At 57.2% G+C, this 20,258-nt stretch carries 18 protein-coding genes; 8 read left to right on the forward strand and 10 right to left on the reverse strand.

The window, feature by feature from the left end; all coding sequences use genetic code 11:
* Positions 1-73: 73 nt before the first annotated feature.
* Together J0X19_RS05070 and J0X19_RS05075 are read right to left on the reverse strand one after the other, a co-directional pair.
* Positions 74-1,636 (reverse strand): RagB/SusD family nutrient uptake outer membrane protein, encoded by a 1,563-nt coding sequence (locus J0X19_RS05070; protein ID WP_206982070.1) that lies wholly within the window; start codon positions 1,634-1,636, stop codon positions 74-76.
* A 128-nt stretch (positions 1,637-1,764) separates the two neighbouring features.
* Positions 1,765-4,836: a SusC/RagA family TonB-linked outer membrane protein gene (locus J0X19_RS05075; RefSeq protein ID WP_206982072.1), complete on the reverse strand. Its 3,072-nt coding sequence runs from the start codon at positions 4,834-4,836 to the stop codon at positions 1,765-1,767.
* Positions 4,837-5,356: 520 nt separating this feature from the next.
* Here J0X19_RS05075 and J0X19_RS05080 point away from each other — a divergent pair.
* Positions 5,357-5,971, forward strand: a complete 615-nt coding sequence (locus J0X19_RS05080) for a YiiX family permuted papain-like enzyme (RefSeq protein ID WP_242582102.1) — start codon at positions 5,357-5,359, stop codon at positions 5,969-5,971.
* Positions 5,972-6,024: 53 nt separating this feature from the next.
* Here the strand turns inward: J0X19_RS05080 and J0X19_RS05085 are convergent, their stop codons facing one another.
* Both J0X19_RS05085 and J0X19_RS05090 read right to left on the reverse strand, forming a co-directional pair.
* A complete protein-coding gene (locus J0X19_RS05085; protein WP_206982076.1) occupies positions 6,025-6,372 on the reverse strand; it encodes a hypothetical protein in 348 nt (115 codons plus the stop codon).
* Between the two features lie 561 nt (positions 6,373-6,933).
* Complete coding sequence (locus J0X19_RS05090) at positions 6,934-8,085, reverse strand: hypothetical protein (RefSeq protein WP_206982078.1); 1,152 nt, start codon at positions 8,083-8,085, stop codon at positions 6,934-6,936.
* A 346-nt stretch (positions 8,086-8,431) separates the two neighbouring features.
* On the opposite strand from J0X19_RS05090, the gene J0X19_RS05095 reads away from it, so the two are divergent.
* The 7 genes from J0X19_RS05095 to J0X19_RS05125 all read left to right on the forward strand — a co-directional run bounded on the left by J0X19_RS05095 (position 8,432) and on the right by J0X19_RS05125 (position 14,553).
* Positions 8,432-9,439 (forward strand): hypothetical protein, encoded by a 1,008-nt coding sequence (locus tag J0X19_RS05095; RefSeq protein WP_206982080.1) that lies wholly within the window; start codon positions 8,432-8,434, stop codon positions 9,437-9,439.
* Positions 9,440-9,507: 68 nt separating this feature from the next.
* The gene (locus J0X19_RS05100; RefSeq protein WP_206982082.1) at positions 9,508-10,332 is read left to right on the forward strand and encodes an alpha/beta fold hydrolase; all 825 of its coding nucleotides are present in this window, start codon (positions 9,508-9,510) and stop codon (positions 10,330-10,332) included.
* A gap of 95 nt (positions 10,333-10,427) precedes the next feature.
* Positions 10,428-11,051 carry a hypothetical protein gene (locus J0X19_RS05105; RefSeq protein ID WP_206982084.1) on the forward strand — a complete coding sequence of 208 codons (624 nt, stop codon included), beginning with the start codon at positions 10,428-10,430 and terminating at the stop codon, positions 11,049-11,051.
* Between the two features lie 116 nt (positions 11,052-11,167).
* Positions 11,168-11,848: a metallophosphoesterase gene (locus J0X19_RS05110; protein ID WP_206982086.1), complete on the forward strand. Its 681-nt coding sequence runs from the start codon at positions 11,168-11,170 to the stop codon at positions 11,846-11,848.
* A gap of 5 nt (positions 11,849-11,853) precedes the next feature.
* Positions 11,854-12,300 carry a hypothetical protein gene (locus tag J0X19_RS05115; RefSeq protein WP_206982088.1) on the forward strand — a complete coding sequence of 149 codons (447 nt, stop codon included), beginning with the start codon at positions 11,854-11,856 and terminating at the stop codon, positions 12,298-12,300.
* Positions 12,301-12,450: 150 nt separating this feature from the next.
* Positions 12,451-13,149: a hypothetical protein gene (locus tag J0X19_RS05120; protein WP_206982090.1), complete on the forward strand. Its 699-nt coding sequence runs from the start codon at positions 12,451-12,453 to the stop codon at positions 13,147-13,149.
* A 195-nt stretch (positions 13,150-13,344) separates the two neighbouring features.
* Complete coding sequence (locus J0X19_RS05125; RefSeq protein WP_206982091.1) at positions 13,345-14,553, forward strand: porin; 1,209 nt, start codon at positions 13,345-13,347, stop codon at positions 14,551-14,553.
* A gap of 70 nt (positions 14,554-14,623) precedes the next feature.
* Here the strand turns inward: J0X19_RS05125 and J0X19_RS05130 are convergent, their stop codons facing one another.
* The 6 genes from J0X19_RS05130 to J0X19_RS05155 form a co-directional block, all read right to left on the reverse strand.
* Positions 14,624-15,442 carry an enoyl-ACP reductase FabI gene (locus J0X19_RS05130; RefSeq protein ID WP_206982093.1) on the reverse strand — a complete coding sequence of 273 codons (819 nt, stop codon included), beginning with the start codon at positions 15,440-15,442 and terminating at the stop codon, positions 14,624-14,626.
* 136 nt (positions 15,443-15,578) lie between these two features.
* Positions 15,579-17,252 carry a DNA repair protein RecN gene (gene recN / locus J0X19_RS05135; RefSeq protein WP_206982095.1) on the reverse strand — a complete coding sequence of 558 codons (1,674 nt, stop codon included), beginning with the start codon at positions 17,250-17,252 and terminating at the stop codon, positions 15,579-15,581.
* Positions 17,253-17,433: 181 nt separating this feature from the next.
* Positions 17,434-18,360, reverse strand: a complete 927-nt coding sequence (gene porD / locus J0X19_RS05140; protein WP_206982097.1) for a type IX secretion system protein PorD — start codon at positions 18,358-18,360, stop codon at positions 17,434-17,436.
* Positions 18,350-19,000, reverse strand: a complete 651-nt coding sequence (locus J0X19_RS05145) for a phosphopantothenoylcysteine decarboxylase domain-containing protein (protein ID WP_206982099.1) — start codon at positions 18,998-19,000, stop codon at positions 18,350-18,352. The genes porD and J0X19_RS05145 overlap by 11 nt, the downstream gene beginning before the upstream one ends.
* A 130-nt stretch (positions 19,001-19,130) precedes the next feature.
* Positions 19,131-19,691 (reverse strand): flavoprotein, encoded by a 561-nt coding sequence (locus J0X19_RS05150; RefSeq protein WP_206982102.1) that lies wholly within the window; start codon positions 19,689-19,691, stop codon positions 19,131-19,133.
* Positions 19,692-19,833: 142 nt separating this feature from the next.
* On the reverse strand, positions 19,834-20,175 hold the full coding sequence (locus tag J0X19_RS05155; protein WP_206982104.1) for a DNA-directed RNA polymerase subunit omega: 342 nt from the start codon (positions 20,173-20,175) through the stop codon (positions 19,834-19,836).
* Between the last annotated feature and the right edge of the window lie 83 nt (positions 20,176-20,258).

The raw sequence follows: 20,258 nt of genomic DNA on the forward strand, positions 1-20,258 counted from the left end.
AATTAGAAATCTAGAAGCTAGTCCCCCTCTCCCTGAGGAGAGGGGGCTAGGGGGTGAGGTACACTCAACGAACCTAGTACCCTGGATTCTGCGTCAACTGGCCGCCGCTGAGGTCGATTTGGGGCTGTGGAATGGGGAAGATTTCATTCTTGTTTTTGGTGAACGTCTTGCCCTGCGCCGCGAAAATGGGCACGATACGGCCGGGCTGTACGCTTTCCTGGCGCACCAGGTCAAAGAACCGGTCGTGCTCCAAAGCCAGCTCCACGCGGCGCTCCTGCCATATTTGGGTGAGCGTGGGGGCCGTAATGGCAGCCAAACCGGCGCGGGCGCGCACCAGGTTCAGGTTGGTAGCGGCAGCAGTAGCGTTGCCGGTTTGCAGCGCGGCTTCGGCGTTGATGAGCAGTACTTCGGCGTAGCGCAGCACCCGGACGTTTTTGGGCAGGAAGTCATTGTTGCCGCAATTGGCCTCGCGGGTGCGGCTGTGGTATGCCTTGTAGCTGTAGCGCAGGCCTTCTACTGAGTCCTTGCTTGGAATCCGGAACCCGTCCCAGAGCACGGTGCCGGTGGAGCGCTGCCCGGCTGGCGCGGTGGGGTTGATGAAGATGATACTGCCGGCCCGGCGTACGTCGTTGGCTTCGTAGGCATTCACTAGGGCCTGAGTGGGCGTGTTGAACCCGAAGCCCAAATCGGCCCAGCCACCCCGGCCACCGGAGCGGGGGCCCTGGCTGACGGTGTACAGCTCGATAGCCGAGTTGTTGCAGGCCGCGTTGACACCGGTTTGCACCTCGAAGATAGACTCCGAGCTATTGGCCCCGGCCGTCCGCCAGATGTCGGCGTAGGTGGGGTACAGCGCGTAGGCCCCCGACCGGCCCTGGATGATTTCGTTGGTGAGGGCGTAGGCTTGCTGGTAGTTTTTCTGGTACAGATACACCTTGGCCAGCATGCCCTGCGCGGCAGCCTTGGTGGCGCGGCCGGTTTGGGTGGCCGCTTTCAGCGGCAGGTTGTCCACCGCAAACTGCAAGTCACTAACAATGAACTGGTAGATTTCCTCGGCCGTGGCGCGGCGCTGGAACTCGGGGCTGTTGATTTCCGAGGCGGCCGGCACCCGGTCCAGCTTGGGCACACCGCCAAACAGGCGTACCAGGTTGAAGTAAAAGTAGCCGCGCAGAAAGCGCACCTCCCCTAGCAGCCGGTTTTTCTCGGCGTCGGAAGCAGGGCTCAGCGGAATTTTGTCGAGGGCCTGGTTGGCGCGGCCCACGGCTTGGAAGTAGCCGTTCCAGCAGTTGTTGATGTTGCTGTTGGTGGACGTAAGGGTGAAATTGTCCACGGCGGCGGCATCGGCGTAGTCGCTCGGGGTGCTGCCCTTGTCGGCGTCGTCGGAGGCAATATCGGTGAGGATGACGAACTGCAAGCCGTGCACATCGGGGCCGAAGCCGCCGAGGTACATTACGTTATACACGCCGTCTACCAGCTTTTGGGCGGCGGCGGGGTCGGTCCGAATGGCGTCTTCGCTGAGCTGACCCTGCGGCGCAACATCCAGAAAATCTTTACAGCCGCTGAAAAGGGCCAAGGTGCAAGCTAGCGCGGCCGTGCCAGCGCGGCGCGGGAAGGAAGTGGGAAGGAATCTCGATTTCATGTGCTTTCTATTGAAATAGAAGAATCGTCATGCTGAGCGCAGTCGAAGCATCTCGCGTGCTGCCGTTGAGTTAGTAATCCAGCATCAGCACGCGAGATGCTTCGACTGCGCTCAGCATGACGTTCTGCTTATTTGAAGTTGACATTCAGCCCCAGCGTAATCGTGCGGGTGGTGGGGTACGTACTGGCCTCAATACCCGAATCTAGGGGGCCGCCGGGCAGCTCCGGCGTGAAACCGGTGTAGCTGGTGACCGTGAACAGGTTCTGGGCCGAGGCGAATACCCGCAGGGAGGTCATGCGCAACCGCTCTAGCGCGGCGCCGGGTATCGTGTAGCCAATTACCACGTTGGTTAGGCGCAGGAAGTCGCCTTTTTCCAGGAAATACGTGGAGTTGGGCATGCTGCTCATCAAGGCCCGGGGATTGGTGTTGGAGGGGTTGCTGGCCGTCCACCGGTCGTTGGCGAAGCTGGCTTCCACGTTGTCGGTGTTGGTGGTGCGCAGCTGCTTTTTGGCGTTGTACACCTTGTTGCGCAGGTTGCCCGAAAACACGAACGAGAAGTCCACGTTGCGGAAATTCAGCCCGCCGTTGATGCCGTAATACACCGGCGGCTGGTAGGAGCCGAAGTACGACCGGTCACGCAAATCCACGGTGCCGTTGCCGTCGGTATCGGCGTATTTCAGGTCGCCGACCTGGGGGTTGAACGTGGAGCGGGGGCCGCTGGCAATTTCGTCGGCCGACTGATACACGCCAATGGCATCGAGCAGGTAGAAGCTGCCGGCCGCCACGCCGTTGTCGGAGCGTGTAACGAGGTTGGTACCGCCGAACAAGGCCTGCCCACCGTTCAGGTTGGCAATGCGGTTTTTGTTGAACGTGGCATTCACCCCGATGTTGTAGCTCCAGTCCTGGCTGTCGCCAATGCTGGTGCGCCAGTTCAGGCCCGCTTCAATGCCGCGGTTGGTGATGTCGGCGGCGTTTGTAATGAGCTGGTTGTCAGGGTCTCCGAGGATGCCAGGAATGTTAATCGGAATGAGGGCATCGGAAGTGCGCTTGTCGTAGTAGGTCACTTCACCGGTCAGGCGGTTATCCAGCAAGCCAAATTCCACAGCCACGTCGTACTCGGTGGTGGTTTCCCAGCGCACGTCGGTGTCCTTGATTTGGGTGATGGTCGCGCCTAGCACAGGCTGCCCGTTTATCACGTACGGAATGTTGGTGTTGGCCGTGGTGATGTAAGAGTCGGCCGGAATCTGGTCGTTGCCGAGCTGCCCGACGCTGGCCCGCAACTTCAGAAAGTTCAGCACGGTGTTATCCTGCAAAAACGCCTCATCCGACATCACCCAGCCCAAACCCACTGACGGGAAGAAGCCGTTGCGCCGGTCCCGGTTGAACCGCGAGGTGGCATCGTGCCGCAGGTTGGTAGTGAACAGGTAGCGGTCCTTGAAGGCGTAGTTGATGCGGCCCAGGTAGGAAATGCGCCGGTCCTTGGAAGCGGCCGAGCCGTTGGTAGATGAGTTTGGGTCGCCGGAGCCGAGGTACCACTGGTTGGGGTCGGTGGGTACGTCGCGCCGCAAGCCCGAAAACTGGTCGTTCAGGCCTTCTTCCACTACGTTGCCCACCAGCACAGTCAGGTTGTGGTCTTCGCCGAGCACTTTCTGGTAGGTGGCCGTATTTTCCCAGAGGTAGCGGTAGTTGTTGTTCTGCTCCACCGACAACGAGCTGCGCTGGTTGCGCTGGTTGCCACCCGCCGTCAGGAAGGTGTTCTGGTCGTTGAGGTACTGATAGTTGTAGACGCGGCGGTTGTTGTAGTTCAAATCCACGTTGATGGCTGAACGCAGCGTGAGGCCGCTCACCGGCTTCACATCCACGCCCACGTTGCCCTGCAAGCGGTTTTCGCGGGAGCGGTTGTTGTTCTTCTCGATGTCGAGCAGGGGGTTGCCCACGTTGCCAAACGCCGAGGTGTTGCCGTACAGCCCGCCCTGCTTGGCCACAATGATGGGCGCGGCGCGGTAGGCATTGCCGTAGGCCGCACCCAGGTTCACGTCGCGCGTGTCGGCGTGGCTGAACGAGGCCTGCGAGCTAATCGTCACTTTCTCCGACAAGTCGAAGGCGGTGTTGGAGCGCACCGTCAGGCGCTTGAACCGGTTGTTGATAACGATGCCATCATCCTGCAACAGGTTGCCCGAGAAGTAATACCGCACACTCTCACTGGCCCCCGACACAGCCAGGTTGTGGTTCTGGAAGGTGCTGCGGCGCAGAATCTCGTCGTACCAGTTGGTGGAAGTGCTGCCGTAATCAGGAATTACCTGGTTGGGAGCAATGTCGCGCAGGTAGCTGGTGTATTGGCCGGAGTTGGCCATGTCTACGAGGCGGGCCGCCTGCTTGAAGCCGCCGGTGCCACTGTAGCTGAGTATGGGTTTGCCCTGCTTGCCCTGTTTGGTGGTGATGATGATGACGCCGTTGGCCCCGCGCACCCCGTAAATAGCCGCCGCCGACGCGTCTTTCAGCACGTCGATGGTGGCAATGTCGGCGTTGCTCAGGTTGCGGATGTCGGTGGTTTGCACCCCGTCCACCACGTAGAGCGGGTTGGCACCGGCCAGCAGCGTACCCGTGCCCCGGATGCGCACCACGGGTTGCGAGTTGGGGGTACCGTCGTTGGTGATTTGCACGCCGGCAATCTTACCCTGCAAGGCCTGAGTGGCAGTTTGCACCGGCTGATTGACAATTTCGGTGCCTTCCACCCGCGCCACGGCGCCGGTCAGGTCGCGCTTGCTCTGCGTGCCGTACCCCACTACCACCACTTCGCTCAGCGCTTTGCTGTCGGGGGCCAGGGTAACATCCACGGTGGTCCGGCCACTGATGGGCACCTCCTGCGCCGTGTAGCCCACGTAGGAAAACACCAGCGTGCCGTTGTCGGGCGCCGTGATGGTGAAGCGGCCGTCGGGGTCGGTTTGGGCACCGTTGGTGGTGCCGCGTACTACCACGTTCACGCCGGGCAAGCCACCGCCGGTTTCATCCAGCACACGCCCCGTGACGGTGATGTCGGCAACGGTGGCGGTTGTGTAAGGTGGCGTGAGCAAGGCTGCTGTGGCGGTTTGGGGAGCGGCCAGGCTAAGCGTACCGAGGAGTGCCACGCCGGGCAGCGGTAACGAAGCAGCACGCCGGAAAAGCCCGGTACGGGCGGGGTTTGGTAAGGGAGGGGTCATATAGTAGGTGGGAATTTGATGGGTCCTTGCCATGAGGCAGGCAACAGAGCGAACAGCAAACGCCGCCGACGCTACGCCCTGACGGGCGGGGTGGCAGCAACGAGGAACCGCAATGGGCAGAGCTACCAAGGCATAGGCAGAAGAGGAACAGCGTACATAGCAACCATCCGGAATCGATTGCATATACAGCCTGCTACGGCTAGCGCTACAAAATGATGTGTGTAGAAGCTGCTAATTTTTGCGGTAACCTGTAGTTCTGTCGTTATCAGAGAACTGAACAGGAAAACGAGTTTGGAATAAGTGGGCATTTAGTTGCAGCAACACCACTGATAGCCAAGGAAAACGCTGCATCTCGGCGTAGCTTGCCTGTGCGATTCACAGAACACAGCACAACAGCGTGCCGGTGCTAATGAAGCAACGCGCTCCGCTTATGAAGTTGAAATATCTGCTGTTCCTGTTGCCGTTGTTGCTGTTCGGGTTTCTTCATTGGTTCAGGCCCTATATGAAGCGCAGAACGATAATGGAGCGACTGTCTAGCTTTCAGCAGGCCAATAGGGCCGAAGCAGAAGCCGCTGTGGTGCGCCTTGGCCCCAGGCTCCACAACGGCGACCTAATTTTCCAGACGTCTACTTCCGCCCAAAGCCGGGCCATCCAACTCGCTACTCACTCGCCTTACAGCCACTGCGGTATTCTATTCCGGCGCGGCAACGAGTGGCGCGTATTTGAAGCCGTGCAGCCCGTGAGCGAAACTTCTCTGGCCGCTTGGGTTGCCCGTGGTAAGAACGGAAAGTTTGTAGTGAAGCGCCTGCGTGATGCCGAAACGGTGCTGACTCCCGCCACCCTAAAACGCCTGCAAGCCGCCGGCGGGCAATACCGCGGCAAAAACTACGACTTGTATTTCGGCTGGTCCGACAACCGGATTTACTGCTCGGAATTACTCTGGAAGATGTACCAGCAAGCCACTGGCCGTGCAATTGGCCAGCTGCAAACCCTCCGCGAATTCGACCTCACCCACCCCGCCGTGCAAGCCAAGCTCAAGGAGCGCTACGGCAACCGAATTTCGCTGAACGAGAAGGTTATTTCCCCGGTCAGGATGTTTGAGAGCAAGGAGTTGGTGACGGTGGTGGAGCGGTAGGATGGTGATTCCTTCTACTGAGTAGTATCTGGTTACAGGGGTATACCGTTGGATTAGTGTTTGAAATATGCATCAGCGAGGCTGTCATATTTCTCGTGGAACCGCTCTGGAATTTGGTGCAAATAGAAAGTTCCTTCTTCGGTAGCTAGTGTTATTTCTTCGTCTTCGATACCATGCGACACAATTTCATAGTGTGTCTTATTCGTCCGCAACAACGCTAGAGTATAGGAGTTGGTACTATCGTTGAGTTGCCGAATGGTATTCTGTATTAACGTACTATCAGATGATTTTGCAGCAGAATTATTGTGCAGTTTGCCCACAAGCGCCGCCCGCACAGCTTCAGCGCCACGTAGACTTGTATTGGGAAAGCACCAAGTAGTGCCACTTAAAGGAGGCTGCACAACTATTTCGTCGGGTAGAATTCGATATTCTAGTATGTTCCACATCCTACTCGACAACAACAGGCCAAAAAACAGGCCTAGCAGCAGAAAGCAGGAATAGATGGGCCATTGCCTAAAACACCATTTACGCGTGTCTTGCATACCGATAGAATAAGGTAATCGAAACGCGTCATCTACTAATTCTGGTGCATTCCAGACCTATTCAATATCCAACGCAAACTGTCGGACCTGCGCCAACCCTTGAGTCAAATTTGTATCCTTCGTTTCCGCTATTCGTCCAAATGAGTCCGTAAGTCGAATCCGGTAAATTCCGTTGGAAGCTTCATCAATCATTAATTTCCAGTGAGGAAGCGTTTCCGCTAGTAGGGCAATTAGTTGTTTCTCATTCATCACTCCGATTACAATTATTCAATTTATAGCGGTTTCGCGAACCGTAGTCCCCGATGTAGAGACGCGTATTCGCGTCTTATCGTTGACCGAAATCGTGCAGACGACACAGCCGACCAGACGCGAATACGCGTCTCTACACCAGCCGTAAACCGGTATATGCAGCGCCAAAAATCACTGCTTCACCTCCTTAAACCCCATCTTCTTCACCTCTTCCTCCGATAAATTCTTCACCTCGGAAATTACGCCCACATCGGATTTCTGCACCAGGTTGTTCTTCTCCTCACCAGCCGATTTATTCTGCTGCTCCGAGTTGGCCATTACCACTCGGTTGTTGCTTTCCACCTGCTGTTTGATTTCAATATTCACCTGATTCACCCGCTGCTGCGCGCTTACCAGGTCTTTGCGCAGGTTCTCGATCTGGCCTTTGTATTCGTCGGAGGTGGTTTGCTGCTTGCGGAGCGTCTGCTGCATCTCGGCCACTTTGCGCTTCAGGTCGTCCACTTCGGATTTGGCTCCGCGCAGCTCCGATTCCTTGTTGCGGCGGTCCTGCTCGGCGCGGTCGGCGTCTTGGCGGGCGCGGTCGTTCTGCTGGCGCACGGCCAATTCGCTGTTGCTGATGAGGCCGTCGCAGTTGCGGGTGAGCAGTAGGTTGGTAAGGCTAATCAGGTCAACGGACACCACGTAGTCGGTTTTGAACTGGTCCGATGAAGTGTACACTTTGCCGCCGGCGCTGAACACCGTGCCGCTGATGCCCGCCTCGGAGCCGATTTCCTGGTACACGCGGCTGTGTACGCTGGTGAGCTTGGCCGACCGGATGTAGTAAATGCGTTTTTTCAGCTCCTTATCCACATTGCGCGCGGCCTTGCAGATGTCGAGGTAGGGAATGGACGTTTCGGGTACCAGCACGCCGTTTACGTCGGTAAGAATCAGCTCGACGACAGAGCCGGTAGAGGCCCCGGCCGAGGCAATCATATAGCTGCCATTCATCTTGAACGAAGTACTGATTTTGGAGCTGTACAGCACATCGGCCAGGGCCGCGTTACGCAGCGGCGGCTCACCGGGCCGCAAAAACTGCCCAATAATGCTGGCTTTGTCCTTCTCTTCCAGCAAAATGAGGCACCCCGCCAGGTCGTCAATCTTGTTGCGGTACATGGCCAGCCCCTTGATAAAGGTGCGGTTAGTGTAGTCTTTGGGCAGGTTGCCGTTCAGCGAAGCCGAGCCATCATTGAGCTTAATTTTCACGATATGGCCTTGCGCCCAGGCAGGAGCACACCCAAATAATACAACCGCCGTTATAGCTGCTACCAGAAAAGCTTTAATCATGTTATCGTAAGGTCGGGGAAGGCGAGGCTTCTTGGCTATCTAACAAAATTAAGCATTCTTATTCAGCGGCAAACGACCACTTTACGACTACACCATGTAAATCCGGCGCGGGCAAGCTTGACTATTATAAGTATGGAAGTAGTGAAATAATACTACAACCAGCCTGCTTCCAGCGGGCAGAACGCTTTTGACAGTCCACAGCAGTTGTTCAGCGCCTAGTATATTTTCTGGCTGTCTGGCATTACCGAAGCAGTAAGGCCTGTGATTCAAGCCAGCTATGGCGACCTTTGCACGTAGCCGCTGCCGACGCAACCTGCTTCCTTTTCCTCGCCAATTGAACTTCTGTTTGAAACAACTTCTGCTCCTACTACTGGCACTATCTGCCACCCTCGCCAGCGCCCAAAAATCCGCCTTTACGGCTCGTGCCATTAACCTGCCGGCGGAAATTGCCGACCGCGACAACCAGTTCTCAGGGTTGTGCCGGTATGGCAACCAGCTGCTGCTGCTCTCAGAAAGCCGCTTGCAGGAAAACGCCGAAGCCAAAGTGTATGCCCTGGATTTCACCAGCCTCGACGCCCAGCTTGCCACGCAGCAAACCACCGAGCTACCCTACAAAAAGTACCTGCTTCGCAACCTCGATAAGCTGCGGGCCCGCATTGATAGCACCGGCCAGCACTACGAAGGCCTGGAAGCCCTGACGGTACTGGGCAACGTGGCGTATTTCTCGGTTGAAACGGCTACGTCGTCGGCGTATTGCTATGTGCTGAAGGGCCCGATTGATGATGCCCGTAACACCATCACGCTCGATACGCACTACTTGGTACCGCTGGCCAAGCCTACCCTTACCAACGGCACGCACATCTACAATGCCGGGTTCGAGGCCATGGCGAGCTACGGCCAGAACCTGCTGCTGCTCTACGAGCACAACTATTTCGCGCACGACAATTACGCCTTCACCCTGCCTACTGCCGAAACGGCGCCCGATATTCCGCAGTACGTGCCCATAAAGCGCCTGCCTTTCCGCGTGACGGATATGGTGCCCACCGGCAAAAACCGCTTCATCGGCATCAACTACTTTTTCAGCGGCCCCGACGACAGCGTGTACCGCCCCGCCCCCACCGACCCCAACACTAAGTTTGTGCGCTCAGAAGCTGGTTACCAGAACTACTGCCGGCTAATTAGCCTACGGTACAAACACGGCAGAATCAGCTGGAAACCGTTGTTTGAGTTGCCCAAGGAATACATGCTCTACAACTGGGAAGGGCTGGCAGCCTACCGGGGTGGCTATTTCCTAATCAACGATAAATACGGCCCGTCCAATCAATCTACCTTGCTGTATCTTCAAAAGAAATAAGGGCGTTTTCTTTTTCCAGTTCGCTCAGTTCAACGGGTTTCACTTACCATTAGGTTTAGGTTTGGCTTATGTTCCGCTCCTTGCTTTTTGCGCTGCTGCTATTGCTTGGCCATTCTGCGCTGGCCCAACAGCCTGTACCGTACGGCAACAACCCCGCCGCCGGTAAGTATGCCCAGGTGCGGGGCGTGAAGCTGTACTACGAAACCTACGGCGCGGGCCCGCCCCTGCTGCTGCTACACGGCAACGGCGGCAGCAGCAAGGAATTCGCGAAAACCATTCCCTACTTCGCCAGGAAATACCGCGTTATTGCCCTCGACAGCCGCGCCCACGGCAAATCCGTGGACCGCACCGATTCGCTGAGCTTCGAGCAGCTGGCCGACGACTGCGCCGCCCTGCTCACCCAATTGCGCCTGGATTCGGCGTACGTGCTGGGGTGGAGCGACGGAGGCATTACGGCCCTGGTACTGGCCCTGCGCCACCCCGAAAAAGTGAAGCGCTTGGCGGCCACCGGTGCCAACCTCTGGCCCGATTCCACGGCCCTGATGCCGGAACTGTGGCAGCAGATGAAGCGCGGCTACCAGGAAGGCCGCACCCAAACCTTCACCGACCCCACCCGCCGCAACGACTGGAAGGTATTCCTGCTGGATTGGCGGCACCCCCACATACCCCTTACAGCGCTGGCCGGCGTGAAAGCGCCGGCATTCATTATTGCCGGCGACCGGGACGTTATCCGCCCCGAGCACACCGTGGCCATCTACCAGAACCTACCCCGCGCCTGGCTCTGGATAGTGCCCAACAGCGGCCACGCCACCCTGCACGAGTACGCCGACGAATTCAACCGCAAAGTGGAGGCGTTTTTTCAGGCCCGTAACATCGCACGGCCCACCCGCTGAAGCCCGGCTACAGCTGTTTCGCCAATGTGGTAGGTTTACCGGGGGATTACAGTACCTTTTATGCCTTGTATTTCTATTCCGAATCTTACACCGCTATGCCGTACATATACCGCACGTTAGTGTTTTCAACAGTGCTCCTCGGCTGCTGGTCTTGCCGCAAGGACGAAGAAGCCAAACCAGACAGCGAAGTGCGGCAGTGGGTATTCACTGCCGGCCGGGAAATCACCGACAAGCAAGTGAAAAAGCGCTTCATTGAGCGAGCAGGTGTTCCCTTCACAGTTCTGCCCAGCACGCAGGTATCTCCTGAATCCGTGCGATTTATCAAGCCCGACACCGTTTTATTTGGCGCTTCCACTATCCCGTTTGCGGTGGTTAAGTCGGGGCGGCAGTATCTGTGCTACTCGCCCTTAGTGGTGCGGATATCCGACCCCAACGACATCATTCACAGCTTACTGAAGCACACCTCACCGCTGGTTCCGATACCCACTGCAACGGGGTTTTCCTATTTAACCAAAGAGGTGCGGGTTGGGTATGTCGAGGGCGACAATCTGCGTATTTCACGGCTGCACTACCGGCTGAAGCGGACCGGTTCTTCTGGCAGTTTCAGCGAACGGTCGGGCTTGCTTTTCAACGAGTTCAACCAAGCCAGCAGTGCCCGCATCGGTACCGGCGACACGTTGGCCGTACAGGAGTCCAGTATGCTGGTCCCGATTCAATAGCTCTGGCAACGAGGCCCGTAGCATCGCACGGCCCGCCCGCTGAAGCCTCCATCTAATAGACCCAAAAACAAGCCGGTTTTCGCACATCCTGGGCGCATTTTGCCCGTACTGCCTGTATGGAAACCTACGTAATTGGTGACATACACGGTGCTTTTCGGGCACTCCAGCAGGTACTGGAGCGCAGCCCCTTCCGCCCCGGCCTCGACCGGCTCATTCAGCTGGGCGACGTGGCCGACGGCTGGCCGGAAACGCCGCAGTGCGTGGAGCTGCTGCTAAGTGTTCCGAACAGCATCTGGCTGCAAGGCAACCATGACTGGTGGGCCGCCGAATGGCTGCTCCACCGCCTGCCTCGCACCACGCTCGACCAATTCTGGTACAAGCAGGGAGGCAAGGCTACGTTCAACGCCTATATGCTGCAGCCGGCCGAGGTGGGCAAACGACATTTCCACGACTTTTTCGGCAAGCAGCTTCCTTATTTTGAAGATGAATCGGGCAACCTCTACGTGCATGCCAGCTACGACCCCATGCTGCCTATCACCGAGCAGGCCCCCGAAGACCTGATTTGGAGCCGGACCCTGTGGCGGGAGCATCTGGCGGCTGTGGGCTACGAGGAGTGCTTTATCGGCCACACGTCTACTTGGCTGGAAAACGAAATACCCTGCCAGCGTGCCAACGTATGGAACCTCGACCAGGGCGCGGGCTTCCAGGGTCGCCTCAGCATGATGAATGTACGCACCAAGGAGTTCGTGCAGAGTGACGTTGTGCAGGAGCTTTACCCAGGTATTAAAGGCCGCTGAGCCCGATGGCATTAGGTAAAAAGCAGTTGTACTCCCGGATGCTGGCCGAACAGGTAGCTGCCGCCTTGCAGACGGGCCGGACGCTGGCCGCTTACCACCGTGACTATTGCGGCATGGGGCTGGAATGTGTTGGCGGCCAGTTTTTTTATGGCGAAGTATGGGACGGCCGGTTGCGGGACTGGAACACGCTGGAAAACCGGGAGGCTTTCATAGTTGACTTCCCCGACCAGTCTGCGTTTGTCGCTTGGCTCAGCGCGCAGTCAGATGCCACCCTGAATTGCCACGAAATGCCCCTGCCGTTCTACTGGGACAACCAAACGATTACGCAACAGCGGCTGGAGGCCTTCGTTACCGATGCGCCGTGCAATGCTCGGCCAGCTTGGTATCAGGCTATGCTGTATGGCAACGAGCCAGTTGGCTCTGAAATAACACCAAGCAATCCGGAGGGCTAATGTAAGTGTCAAGACGGGCCTTGCGAAGGGATGATGCGCTTTATTCGCGCAAAGCGTAGGCGCTTATCAAACTCAGCCGTAAACAACAGGCATAGCGCGGACTTTCCGCCGCTACGGGTCACGCGTGGCCTGCCACTAGCTACCCACCTCATGAAGAACTTCACTGTAGAGCGCCTTTCCTTCGATGCACTGACCGAGCTACCCAACTCCTGGCAGCCCCAGGACTACAAAGCCCTGCTCACGGAAACCGGCTACGACAACCCCGACGAAATAGAGCCGGCCGAGCTGAAAGCCATGGCCCTGATGTCGCTCACCGACTTGGAGCCGGCCGAGGCAGCCCAGTTGGTACTGGGCCATCTGTTTGCCGAACAGCTTACCACTGGCCAAATCGAAAACTTGGCGCACCAGATGCTGACGGAAAAACTGTGGGAAGAAAACCCCGAGCTAAGCCAGCACGAAGGTTTCTACAAAGCCACCCAGCTGCTTTATGAAGCCTACAACGGCAAATTTCCGCGGGCCGAAGCGGTGCAGTTTCAGGTGCAGCTTACCGCCGAAAACGCGGAAGACCTCACCATCTTCGATACGCAGCCGGAAGCCCCGCTCCTGCGCTTGCTGGCCCAAGGCATGCCTGATAATACGTTGCTCAAACGCCTGTTTCACGAGCAGCTTGATGGCACCAGCTTCCCCGAAGCGGCCAGCATTGTGTGGCAGCTGAGCCCCGTGAAAAAGACGGACAGCAGCGTGGTGTTTGATGTCGTGAGTTCAGCTTATTGGCTCGACGATTTCAAATACGCCGATTCCTATGCGGCCACCACCCAGCCCGATACAGTAGAGGAAACCGCCGAGTAAGCCTGCGTGCACCGGCCAACAATTCGGAAAACCTGCCTCAAGCTCTGCGACACTACGTGGTAGTTCGCAGAGCTTTTTTATGTATAGCCACGATGCCTCTTATACCTAACCATTCCGATTGATAACATTCCGGTAATGTATTGGACACATTGAAATAACAACTGATGCCGCACTTTGCGCCAACGTTATTATTTCATGAAGAAACTGTTAATCAGTCTGCTGCTATTAGGCGCGGGCCGGGCCTTTGGGCAGGCCACGGAAGCCGTTTCCTCGGAGCCGGTTCCAGCCAAGCAGTGGTACCAATCGGTGTCCATCCGGGGGTACGTGCAGGCCCGCTACAACCGGCTACTTGAAACCAACCCCAACCTGACGTGTGAGCAGTGCGACCGGTCGTGGGGCAACAACGGTGGCTTTTCGTTGCGGCGGATTCGAGTGATTTTCTTCGGGCAGCTGCACAACCGCATCTACTTCTACCTCCAGCCTGATTTTGCCAGCACCCTCAGCGGCAACACCACCCAGCACGTGGCCTTGCTCCGCGACGCCTATCTGGATGTGGGCCTCGATAAAGCCAGCCAGTTTCGGGTGCGGGTCGGCCAAAGCAAGATTCCGTTCGGGTTCGAGAACATGCAGTCCAGCCAAAACCGCCTGGCGCTCGACCGTAGCGACGGTATCAACAGCGCCTTTTCCAACGAGCGGGACCTAGGGGCCTTTCTATATTGGGCGCCTACTGCCACCCGGCAGCTGTTCAGTAAGCTGGTGAAAGATGGCCTGAAAGGTTCCGGCGACTATGGCGTGGTTGGTATTGGCGCGTTCAATGGCCAAACCGCCAACCGGCCCGAGCTGAACAACCAGCGCCACGTGGTGGCGCGCGTTACGTATCCGGTAGCGGTGGGCAAGCAGATTATCGAGCCTTCCCTGCAAGCCTACACCGGGCAGTATATGGTCAACCGCGACCAGCTTTCCAGCGGCGTGAAGCACCGCGCCAATTTAAGCTACCCCGACCAGCGCGTGGCGGCTACGTTCGTGCTTTATCCCCAGCCCTTTGGCGTACAGGTTGAATACAATGTGGGGCGCGGCCCGGAATTCAACCCCCGCACCGATAGCATTGAAACGCAACGCCTGCACGGTGGCTACGTGCTGCTCAACTACCAGCTTCAGGTGGGCCAGCACCAATTCTACCCCTTCCTGCGCGGCCATTATTACGACGGCGGCAAGAAGCATGAGCGCGACGCCCGCAGCTACACCGTTCGGGAGGCAGAGCTCGGCGTGGAATGGCAGCCCCTGCCCAGCTTCGAGTTCGTAACGATGTACACGCTGTCGTCGCGCCGCTACGAGGATTTTCAGCTGTCCAACAATTGGCAGCGCGGCGGTTTGCTCCGGCTGCAAGCCCAGCTGAATTTTTAGGGAGTAATCCATTGAAAAGAGAAAGCCCGGCCATATAGGCCGGGCTTTCTTTTTTCAAGAGGTTGAAAATCTAAGAATTGGCTTTCGTAATCAGTTCCACTATTTCCTCGGAAATGCCGGTGGTGCTGAAGCCGCCGTCGTGCATGAGGTTCTGCATGGTTACGTAGCGGGTCAGGTCCGAGAACAAGCTTACGCAGTAGTCGGCGCAGGCTTCGGCGGGCGCGTTGCCGAGCGGCGAGAGACGGTTGGCGTACTCGTAAAACGCATCGAAGCCGCTGATGCCGGTGCCCGCCGTGGTTTTGGTGGGCGACTGGCTGATGGTGTTTACGCGCACTTTCTTGAGCTTACCGAGGCGCTGGCCGTAGCTGCGGGCAATACTTTCGAGCACCGCTTTGGCCTGCGACATATCGGTGTAGTCGAGGAAGGCGCGCTGGGCGGCAATGTAGCTTAGCGCTACCACTGAGCCCCACTCGTTGAAGGCGTCCTGCTTTTCAGCCACAGCCAGCATCTTGTGGAACGACAGCGCCGACACGTCCAGCGTTTTCTGGTACCACTCGTAGTTCAGCTCACCGTAGTGCTTGCCTTTACGGATGTTGGCACTCATGCCAATGCTGTGCAGCACGAAATCGAGCTTACCGCCCAATTGCTCCTGCGCCCCGCTGAAGAGCTTCTCCAAATCCTCCATCGAAGTGGCATCGGCCGGGATGATGGGCGCGTTGCACTGCTCCGACAGCTTGTTGATTTCGCCCATGCGCATAGCCAGTGGGGCGTTGGTGAGCACGAAGCGGGCGCCTTCAGCGTGGGCTTTCAGGGCCACTTTCCAGGCAATGGATTCTTCGTTGAGCGCACCAGAAATGATGCCGACCTTGCCAGCTAGTAAATTTGCCATGTGGTTTTTGGTTGTTTGTTTTTGGTTTTTGGTCGGTCACGACCAGCGTTAAGCGCAGGCTGTACGCGAGGACTCCGGTTTCGTAGCCCAAGTTTACGAATAACCACCCACCAAAAACCAAAAACTACAAACCAACCTACCCCACCAATTCTTCGCCGCGCATAGCCAGCAGTTCGCGGGCACTCTGGAAGGCGTGCTGGCTGGGGTTGGCGCCGGCAATCATGTGGGCAATTTCGCTGATGCGCTCCTCCAGGTTCAGCTGCCGGATACAGCTCACGGTACGGTCGGCGCGGTCCTGCTTGTACACGAAGTAGTGCGCGTCGCCGGCGGCGGCCATCTGCGGCAGGTGCGAAATGGCAATGAGTTGGTGCTTTTGAGCCATCTGCTGCATCATACGGCCCACTTTCACCGCAATTTCCCCGCTGATACCAGTGTCTATTTCGTCGAATACTATCGTCGGCAAGGCAGTTTTGTCGGCCAGCATGTACTTGATGCACAGCATCAACCGTGAGAATTCACCGCCCGACGCTGCTTTGCTCAGGGTTTGGGGCTGAGCGCCCTTGTTGGCCGTGAACAGGATGCTGATAATGTCGATGCCGCTGGTGCTGGGGGCGCCGGTCTGGTGCTGCACTACCAGCCGCGAGTTGGGCATGCCCAGGTCGGCTAGCAGCGCCACCAGTTCCTTTTCAAACTTCGGGAAGCTCTTGCGGCGAGCTTCCGACAGGCGCGTGGCCAGCTTGGTAACGGTAGCCAAGGCAGCATCAGCGTCGCGGCGCAGGCGCGAAATCTGCTTATCTAGGTTCAGCACCGAGCCCACTTTGTCGCGCAGTTCGTCGCGCAGGTTCAGCAGGGCCACAATGTCGCGCACTTGGTGCTTGCGTTGGAGGTTGTAGATAACGTTGAGGCGGCTCTGCAACTCATCAATGCGGGCCGGGTCGCCTTCGGTGCGGCGCTCGGCAGCTTCGGCCTCGGCAGCAATATCGTGCAGCTCAATGAGGCAGCTGTCGAGCCGGGCTTTCAAGTCGCCGAACACGTCGGCGTAGGGCGCAATCTGGCCCAGCAACGTGGCGGCTTCCTTGAGGCTGCTAGTGGCGCAATACTCGCCTTCACTGAGGCTGTGCAGCGCGTGCGTGAGCTTGAACTTGATTTCCTCGGCGTGTTCCAGCTGTTTCACTTCCTGCTCCAGTTCGTCTTGCTGCTCGTTGTCGAGGCGGGCCTCTTCCAGCTCGTTCAGCAGAAAGCTGTGGTAGTCTAGTTCCTTGTTGGCCTGGGCCACCTGGTTTTCCACCGATTTCAAATCGGCTTCCAGCTTGCGGTATTGGCGGTAGGCGCTGCTGTACTGGCCCCGCGTGGGCACCAAGCCGGCGTACAAATCCAACAGGTTCAGCTGAAATACCGCGTCGCCGAGGAGTAGCGTGTCGTGCTGCGAGTGGATATCCATCAGGTTGGCCCCGATGTGCCGCAGCGTTTCCAGCGTCACGGGCGTGTCGTTCACGAAGGCCCGGCTTTTGCCCGCCGGACTAATCTCGCGGCGCAGAATGCACTGGGTGTCGTAGTCGAGGTCTTCGGACTCGAAGATGTCCTGGAGCTGGTAGCTGCTAATGTCGAACTGGCCTTCAATCACGCATTTCTTCTCGGTGTCGAAAAGCATGCGTGAGTCGGCGCGGTTACCGAGCAGAAGCCCGATGGCGCCGAGCATAATGGACTTACCGGCGCCGGTTTCGCCGGTAATAATGTTGAGGAGCGCTGAGGGCCGCAGCTCCAGCTGCTCAATCAGAGCGTAATTGCGGATGCGAAGATCAACCAGCATATAAAGGAATGAAGGCCGGCACCGGCCGTAGCTGACAAAGAAGAAACCCGCCCCGCCGGCTACTAGCCAGACAAGACGGGTTTTACAAACCTACTAATTACTTTAGGCTTATGCCAACTATTTTCGCATCAAGTTTTTATGAACAGCCAAATTGCCATCCCAAGCGCGCAAAGCACTTCGGCTACTTCAGCATGGCCTGGTATTTGGCCGAATTGGTGGGGTCAACCTCCGTAAGTAGGTTAGTGAGATTCTGTTTCTGCTGCTGATCAGTGCTGCTACGGAAGATGTTAGCAATTTCGTCGGCTTTGGTGTCGAAAAAGGCCCGCGCTAGTAGCGTACCAGGCCGGCGTACGGCCGCAGCTTGCACGCCCTGCAACGCCGAGAAGATGCTGGTACGAGCTGCATCGGGCTTTTCGATGAACACGTCCAGCCCCTGCCGGTAGTAGGCGTAGCTGCCCGTGCGCAAGGCTTCCAGCTGCGGGTCTTGCAGGTTATTGAGCAGCCAGTACCGGTTCCGGGATTCAGTGTCTTTCCAGCCTTTGTCGCCCTCGTTGGTTACGGCTTGAGACGCGGCATTTTGCAGTACAATCCGGGCTTGGTCGTAGTACGGCGAGCCACCCAGCCGCGCGAAGCTGTCCTGGTCGAGGCCGATGGCTAAATAGGCGTAGAAAGTTAGCAACGACGACAGATTGCCTACGAAAGTGTTCTGCGAGAAATCAATGGGGTTCTGTGGCGAGTAATTGAACAGAAAATTCCGGTCTGAGAAACTCATCAGGTTGGTTTCGAAGCCAGTGCCATACACCGGCCGCGTGGTCACGATACGGGCCGTAGCCAGGTACTGCCCGTTCTGCGGAATGCTGGTGATACCAATGAAGAGGCGCATTTTGATGCGTTCCTCGGGGCGGTACGTTTGGCTGGTGAACGAGCGGGTATTCAGGAAGCCCTGAATATCGTTCTGCATTTGCTGCTTCAGCGACTGATCCGAAATCGTGACGTTTTCGGTGGTGATACGCACTTCCGCCTGAATTTCCTGCGCCTGCCCAGACTGGGCCGTGAACAAGGAAACCAAGCAAACCAGAACAGACGACAGCAGAGAATTACGCTTCACGGGGCAGGCGGGCAAGAACAGCTTGAACAATATCGTGGGCCACAGCGGCTTTCAGCTTCACTTCAAAGATAATCATTTCGCCCTGCGCATCCAGGAGCGTTACTTTGTTGGTATCAACCCGGAAGCCCGCCCCCGCGTCGCGCAAAGAATTGAGCACGACCAAGTTGAAATTTTTGCGGTGCAGCTTCTCGCGGGCGTTTTCTTCCTCGTTGTTGGTTTCCAACGCAAAACCTACCGAAAATTGTTCGGGCCGCTTATTTTTCCCGAGGGTGGCGGCAATGTCAACGTTCTTGACCAGTTCTAGCGTGAGCGTGTCGCCCTGCTTTTTGATCTTGTTTTCCGCTACGTGGGCTGGTTTGTAATCGGCTACGGCGGCGGCAAACACCCACACATCGGCAGCTGGGGCCACGGCAGCGGCGGCGGCATACATCTGGTCGGCGGTTTCCACGCGCTGGATTGCAATGCGCGAATTGGTTGGGTCGGGCAGGCTGGTGGGGCCGCTGACGAGCGTTACGTCGGCGCCGGTTAGCGCAAAGGCCTCAGCCAGCGCGTAGCCCATTTTGCCGGTGCTATGGTTGCCAATAAACCGTACCGGGTCAAGCGGTTCGTAGGTGGGGCCGGCCGTGACAAGAACGCGCATGAAAGCAAGTAAGAATTAAAAATTATGAATTGCGGGCTGTTCTCTCCCGACGTTCAGAGTAATCATTCAGCGACTTCGCCTACAAAGCATTATGAGCTAAAACACATTGATAGCAGCCTATTCATAATTTTTAATTCATAATTCTTAATTCTCCCAACGCCGCTACTATCTCCTCGGGCTCCAGCATGCGCCCCGGCCCGGAAAGGCCACTGGCCAGCTCGCCGGCCGGCGACTCCAACACGGTGTTGCCATAAGAACGAAGGCGGACCAGGTTGGCGGTAGTAGCGGGGTGGGCGTACATATCCAGGTCCATGGCCGGGGCCAGCACCACGGGGCAACGGGCTGAGAGGTACACGGCATCCAGCAACGACTCGCAGAAGCCGTTGGCAAAGTGGGCCAGCGTATTGGCCGAGGCTGGAGCTACCAGCAGCACGTCGGCCCACAAACCCAGATGCACGTGGTTGTGCCATTCGCCGGCCTGCTCGTCCTTCAAAAACCCTTGCAGCACTGGCCGCTTAGACAGTGTGCCCAGCGTGAGCGGCGTAACAAAAGCAGCGCCCGAAGTGGTTAGAATAACCTGCACTTCGGCGCCGGCTTTCACCAGCAACCGTACCAGCGGCGCGGCTTTATAGGCGGCTATGCTCCCACACACGCCCAGTAGTACTTTACGGCCTTGTAGTGCTGAAGGCATTGCCCTGGTTTATAAATAGTAAACAAAAAGGCCGTCATGCTGAGCTTGCCGAAGCATCTCTACCGAACGTCCTGTACGAACAAAGCGGCAGAGATGCTTCGGCAAGCTCAGCATGACGGTCTTCACTTATGACTGATAGGTACTACTCAGCTTTCGGAGCAGCAGGAGCTTCTTCTTCAGGTGTACGGTAGTACACTTTGCCTTCCAGGAACTCCTCAATGGCGAGGTTGGTGGGCTTGGGCAGCCGCTCGTAGTGCTTGCTGATTTCGATTTGCTCCCGGTTCTCAAACACCTCCTCCAGGTTGTCAACCGTGGTAGCAAACTCGGCCAGCTTGCCGTTCAGCTCCTCTTTCAGCTTGAGGGCCAGCTGGTTGGCGCGCTTCGAGATGATGGCAATAGACTCATATACGTTACCCGTGTCGTTGGCAAGTTCCGACATGTTGCGGGTCACGATGGAAGCAGACAGGTTGCTGGGGGTTTTCATGATGTGAATGGTTAAATTGTTGAATTGCTTAATTGTTGGTTGTTCTGAATGGCTGTTTAATAAAGTCAGCTATTTAACAATCA

Origin of the sequence: Hymenobacter telluris (genome assembly GCF_017313265.1) — a bacterium.
Lineage (GTDB): Bacteria > Bacteroidota > Bacteroidia > Cytophagales > Hymenobacteraceae > Hymenobacter > Hymenobacter telluris.

What these genes read in the sequence shown, in the direction of transcription:
- J0X19_RS05120 (WP_206982090.1), top strand. Translation starts at nt 12,451, where the DNA reads ATGAAGAACTTCACTGTAGAGCGCCTTTCCTTCGATGCACTGACCGAG.
- J0X19_RS05155 (WP_206982104.1), bottom strand. Translation starts at nt 20,175, where the DNA reads ATGAAAACCCCCAGCAACCTGTCTGCTTCCATCGTGACCCGCAACATG.
- J0X19_RS05100 (WP_206982082.1), top strand. Translation starts at nt 9,508, where the DNA reads ATGTTCCGCTCCTTGCTTTTTGCGCTGCTGCTATTGCTTGGCCATTCT.
- J0X19_RS05090 (WP_206982078.1), bottom strand. Translation starts at nt 8,085, where the DNA reads ATGATTAAAGCTTTTCTGGTAGCAGCTATAACGGCGGTTGTATTATTT.
- J0X19_RS05125 (WP_206982091.1), top strand. Translation starts at nt 13,345, where the DNA reads ATGAAGAAACTGTTAATCAGTCTGCTGCTATTAGGCGCGGGCCGGGCC.
- J0X19_RS05115 (WP_206982088.1), top strand. Translation starts at nt 11,854, where the DNA reads ATGGCATTAGGTAAAAAGCAGTTGTACTCCCGGATGCTGGCCGAACAG.
- J0X19_RS05145 (WP_206982099.1), bottom strand. Translation starts at nt 19,000, where the DNA reads ATGCGCGTTCTTGTCACGGCCGGCCCCACCTACGAACCGCTTGACCCG.
- J0X19_RS05130 (WP_206982093.1), bottom strand. Translation starts at nt 15,442, where the DNA reads ATGGCAAATTTACTAGCTGGCAAGGTCGGCATCATTTCTGGTGCGCTC.
- J0X19_RS05070 (WP_206982070.1), bottom strand. Translation starts at nt 1,636, where the DNA reads ATGAAATCGAGATTCCTTCCCACTTCCTTCCCGCGCCGCGCTGGCACG.
- J0X19_RS05110 (WP_206982086.1), top strand. Translation starts at nt 11,168, where the DNA reads ATGGAAACCTACGTAATTGGTGACATACACGGTGCTTTTCGGGCACTC.
- J0X19_RS05105 (WP_206982084.1), top strand. Translation starts at nt 10,428, where the DNA reads ATGCCGTACATATACCGCACGTTAGTGTTTTCAACAGTGCTCCTCGGC.
- J0X19_RS05150 (WP_206982102.1), bottom strand. Translation starts at nt 19,691, where the DNA reads ATGCCTTCAGCACTACAAGGCCGTAAAGTACTACTGGGCGTGTGTGGG.
- J0X19_RS05075 (WP_206982072.1), bottom strand. Translation starts at nt 4,836, where the DNA reads ATGACCCCTCCCTTACCAAACCCCGCCCGTACCGGGCTTTTCCGGCGT.
- recN (WP_206982095.1), bottom strand. Translation starts at nt 17,252, where the DNA reads ATGCTGGTTGATCTTCGCATCCGCAATTACGCTCTGATTGAGCAGCTG.
- J0X19_RS05080 (WP_242582102.1), top strand. Translation starts at nt 5,357, where the DNA reads ATGGAGCGACTGTCTAGCTTTCAGCAGGCCAATAGGGCCGAAGCAGAA.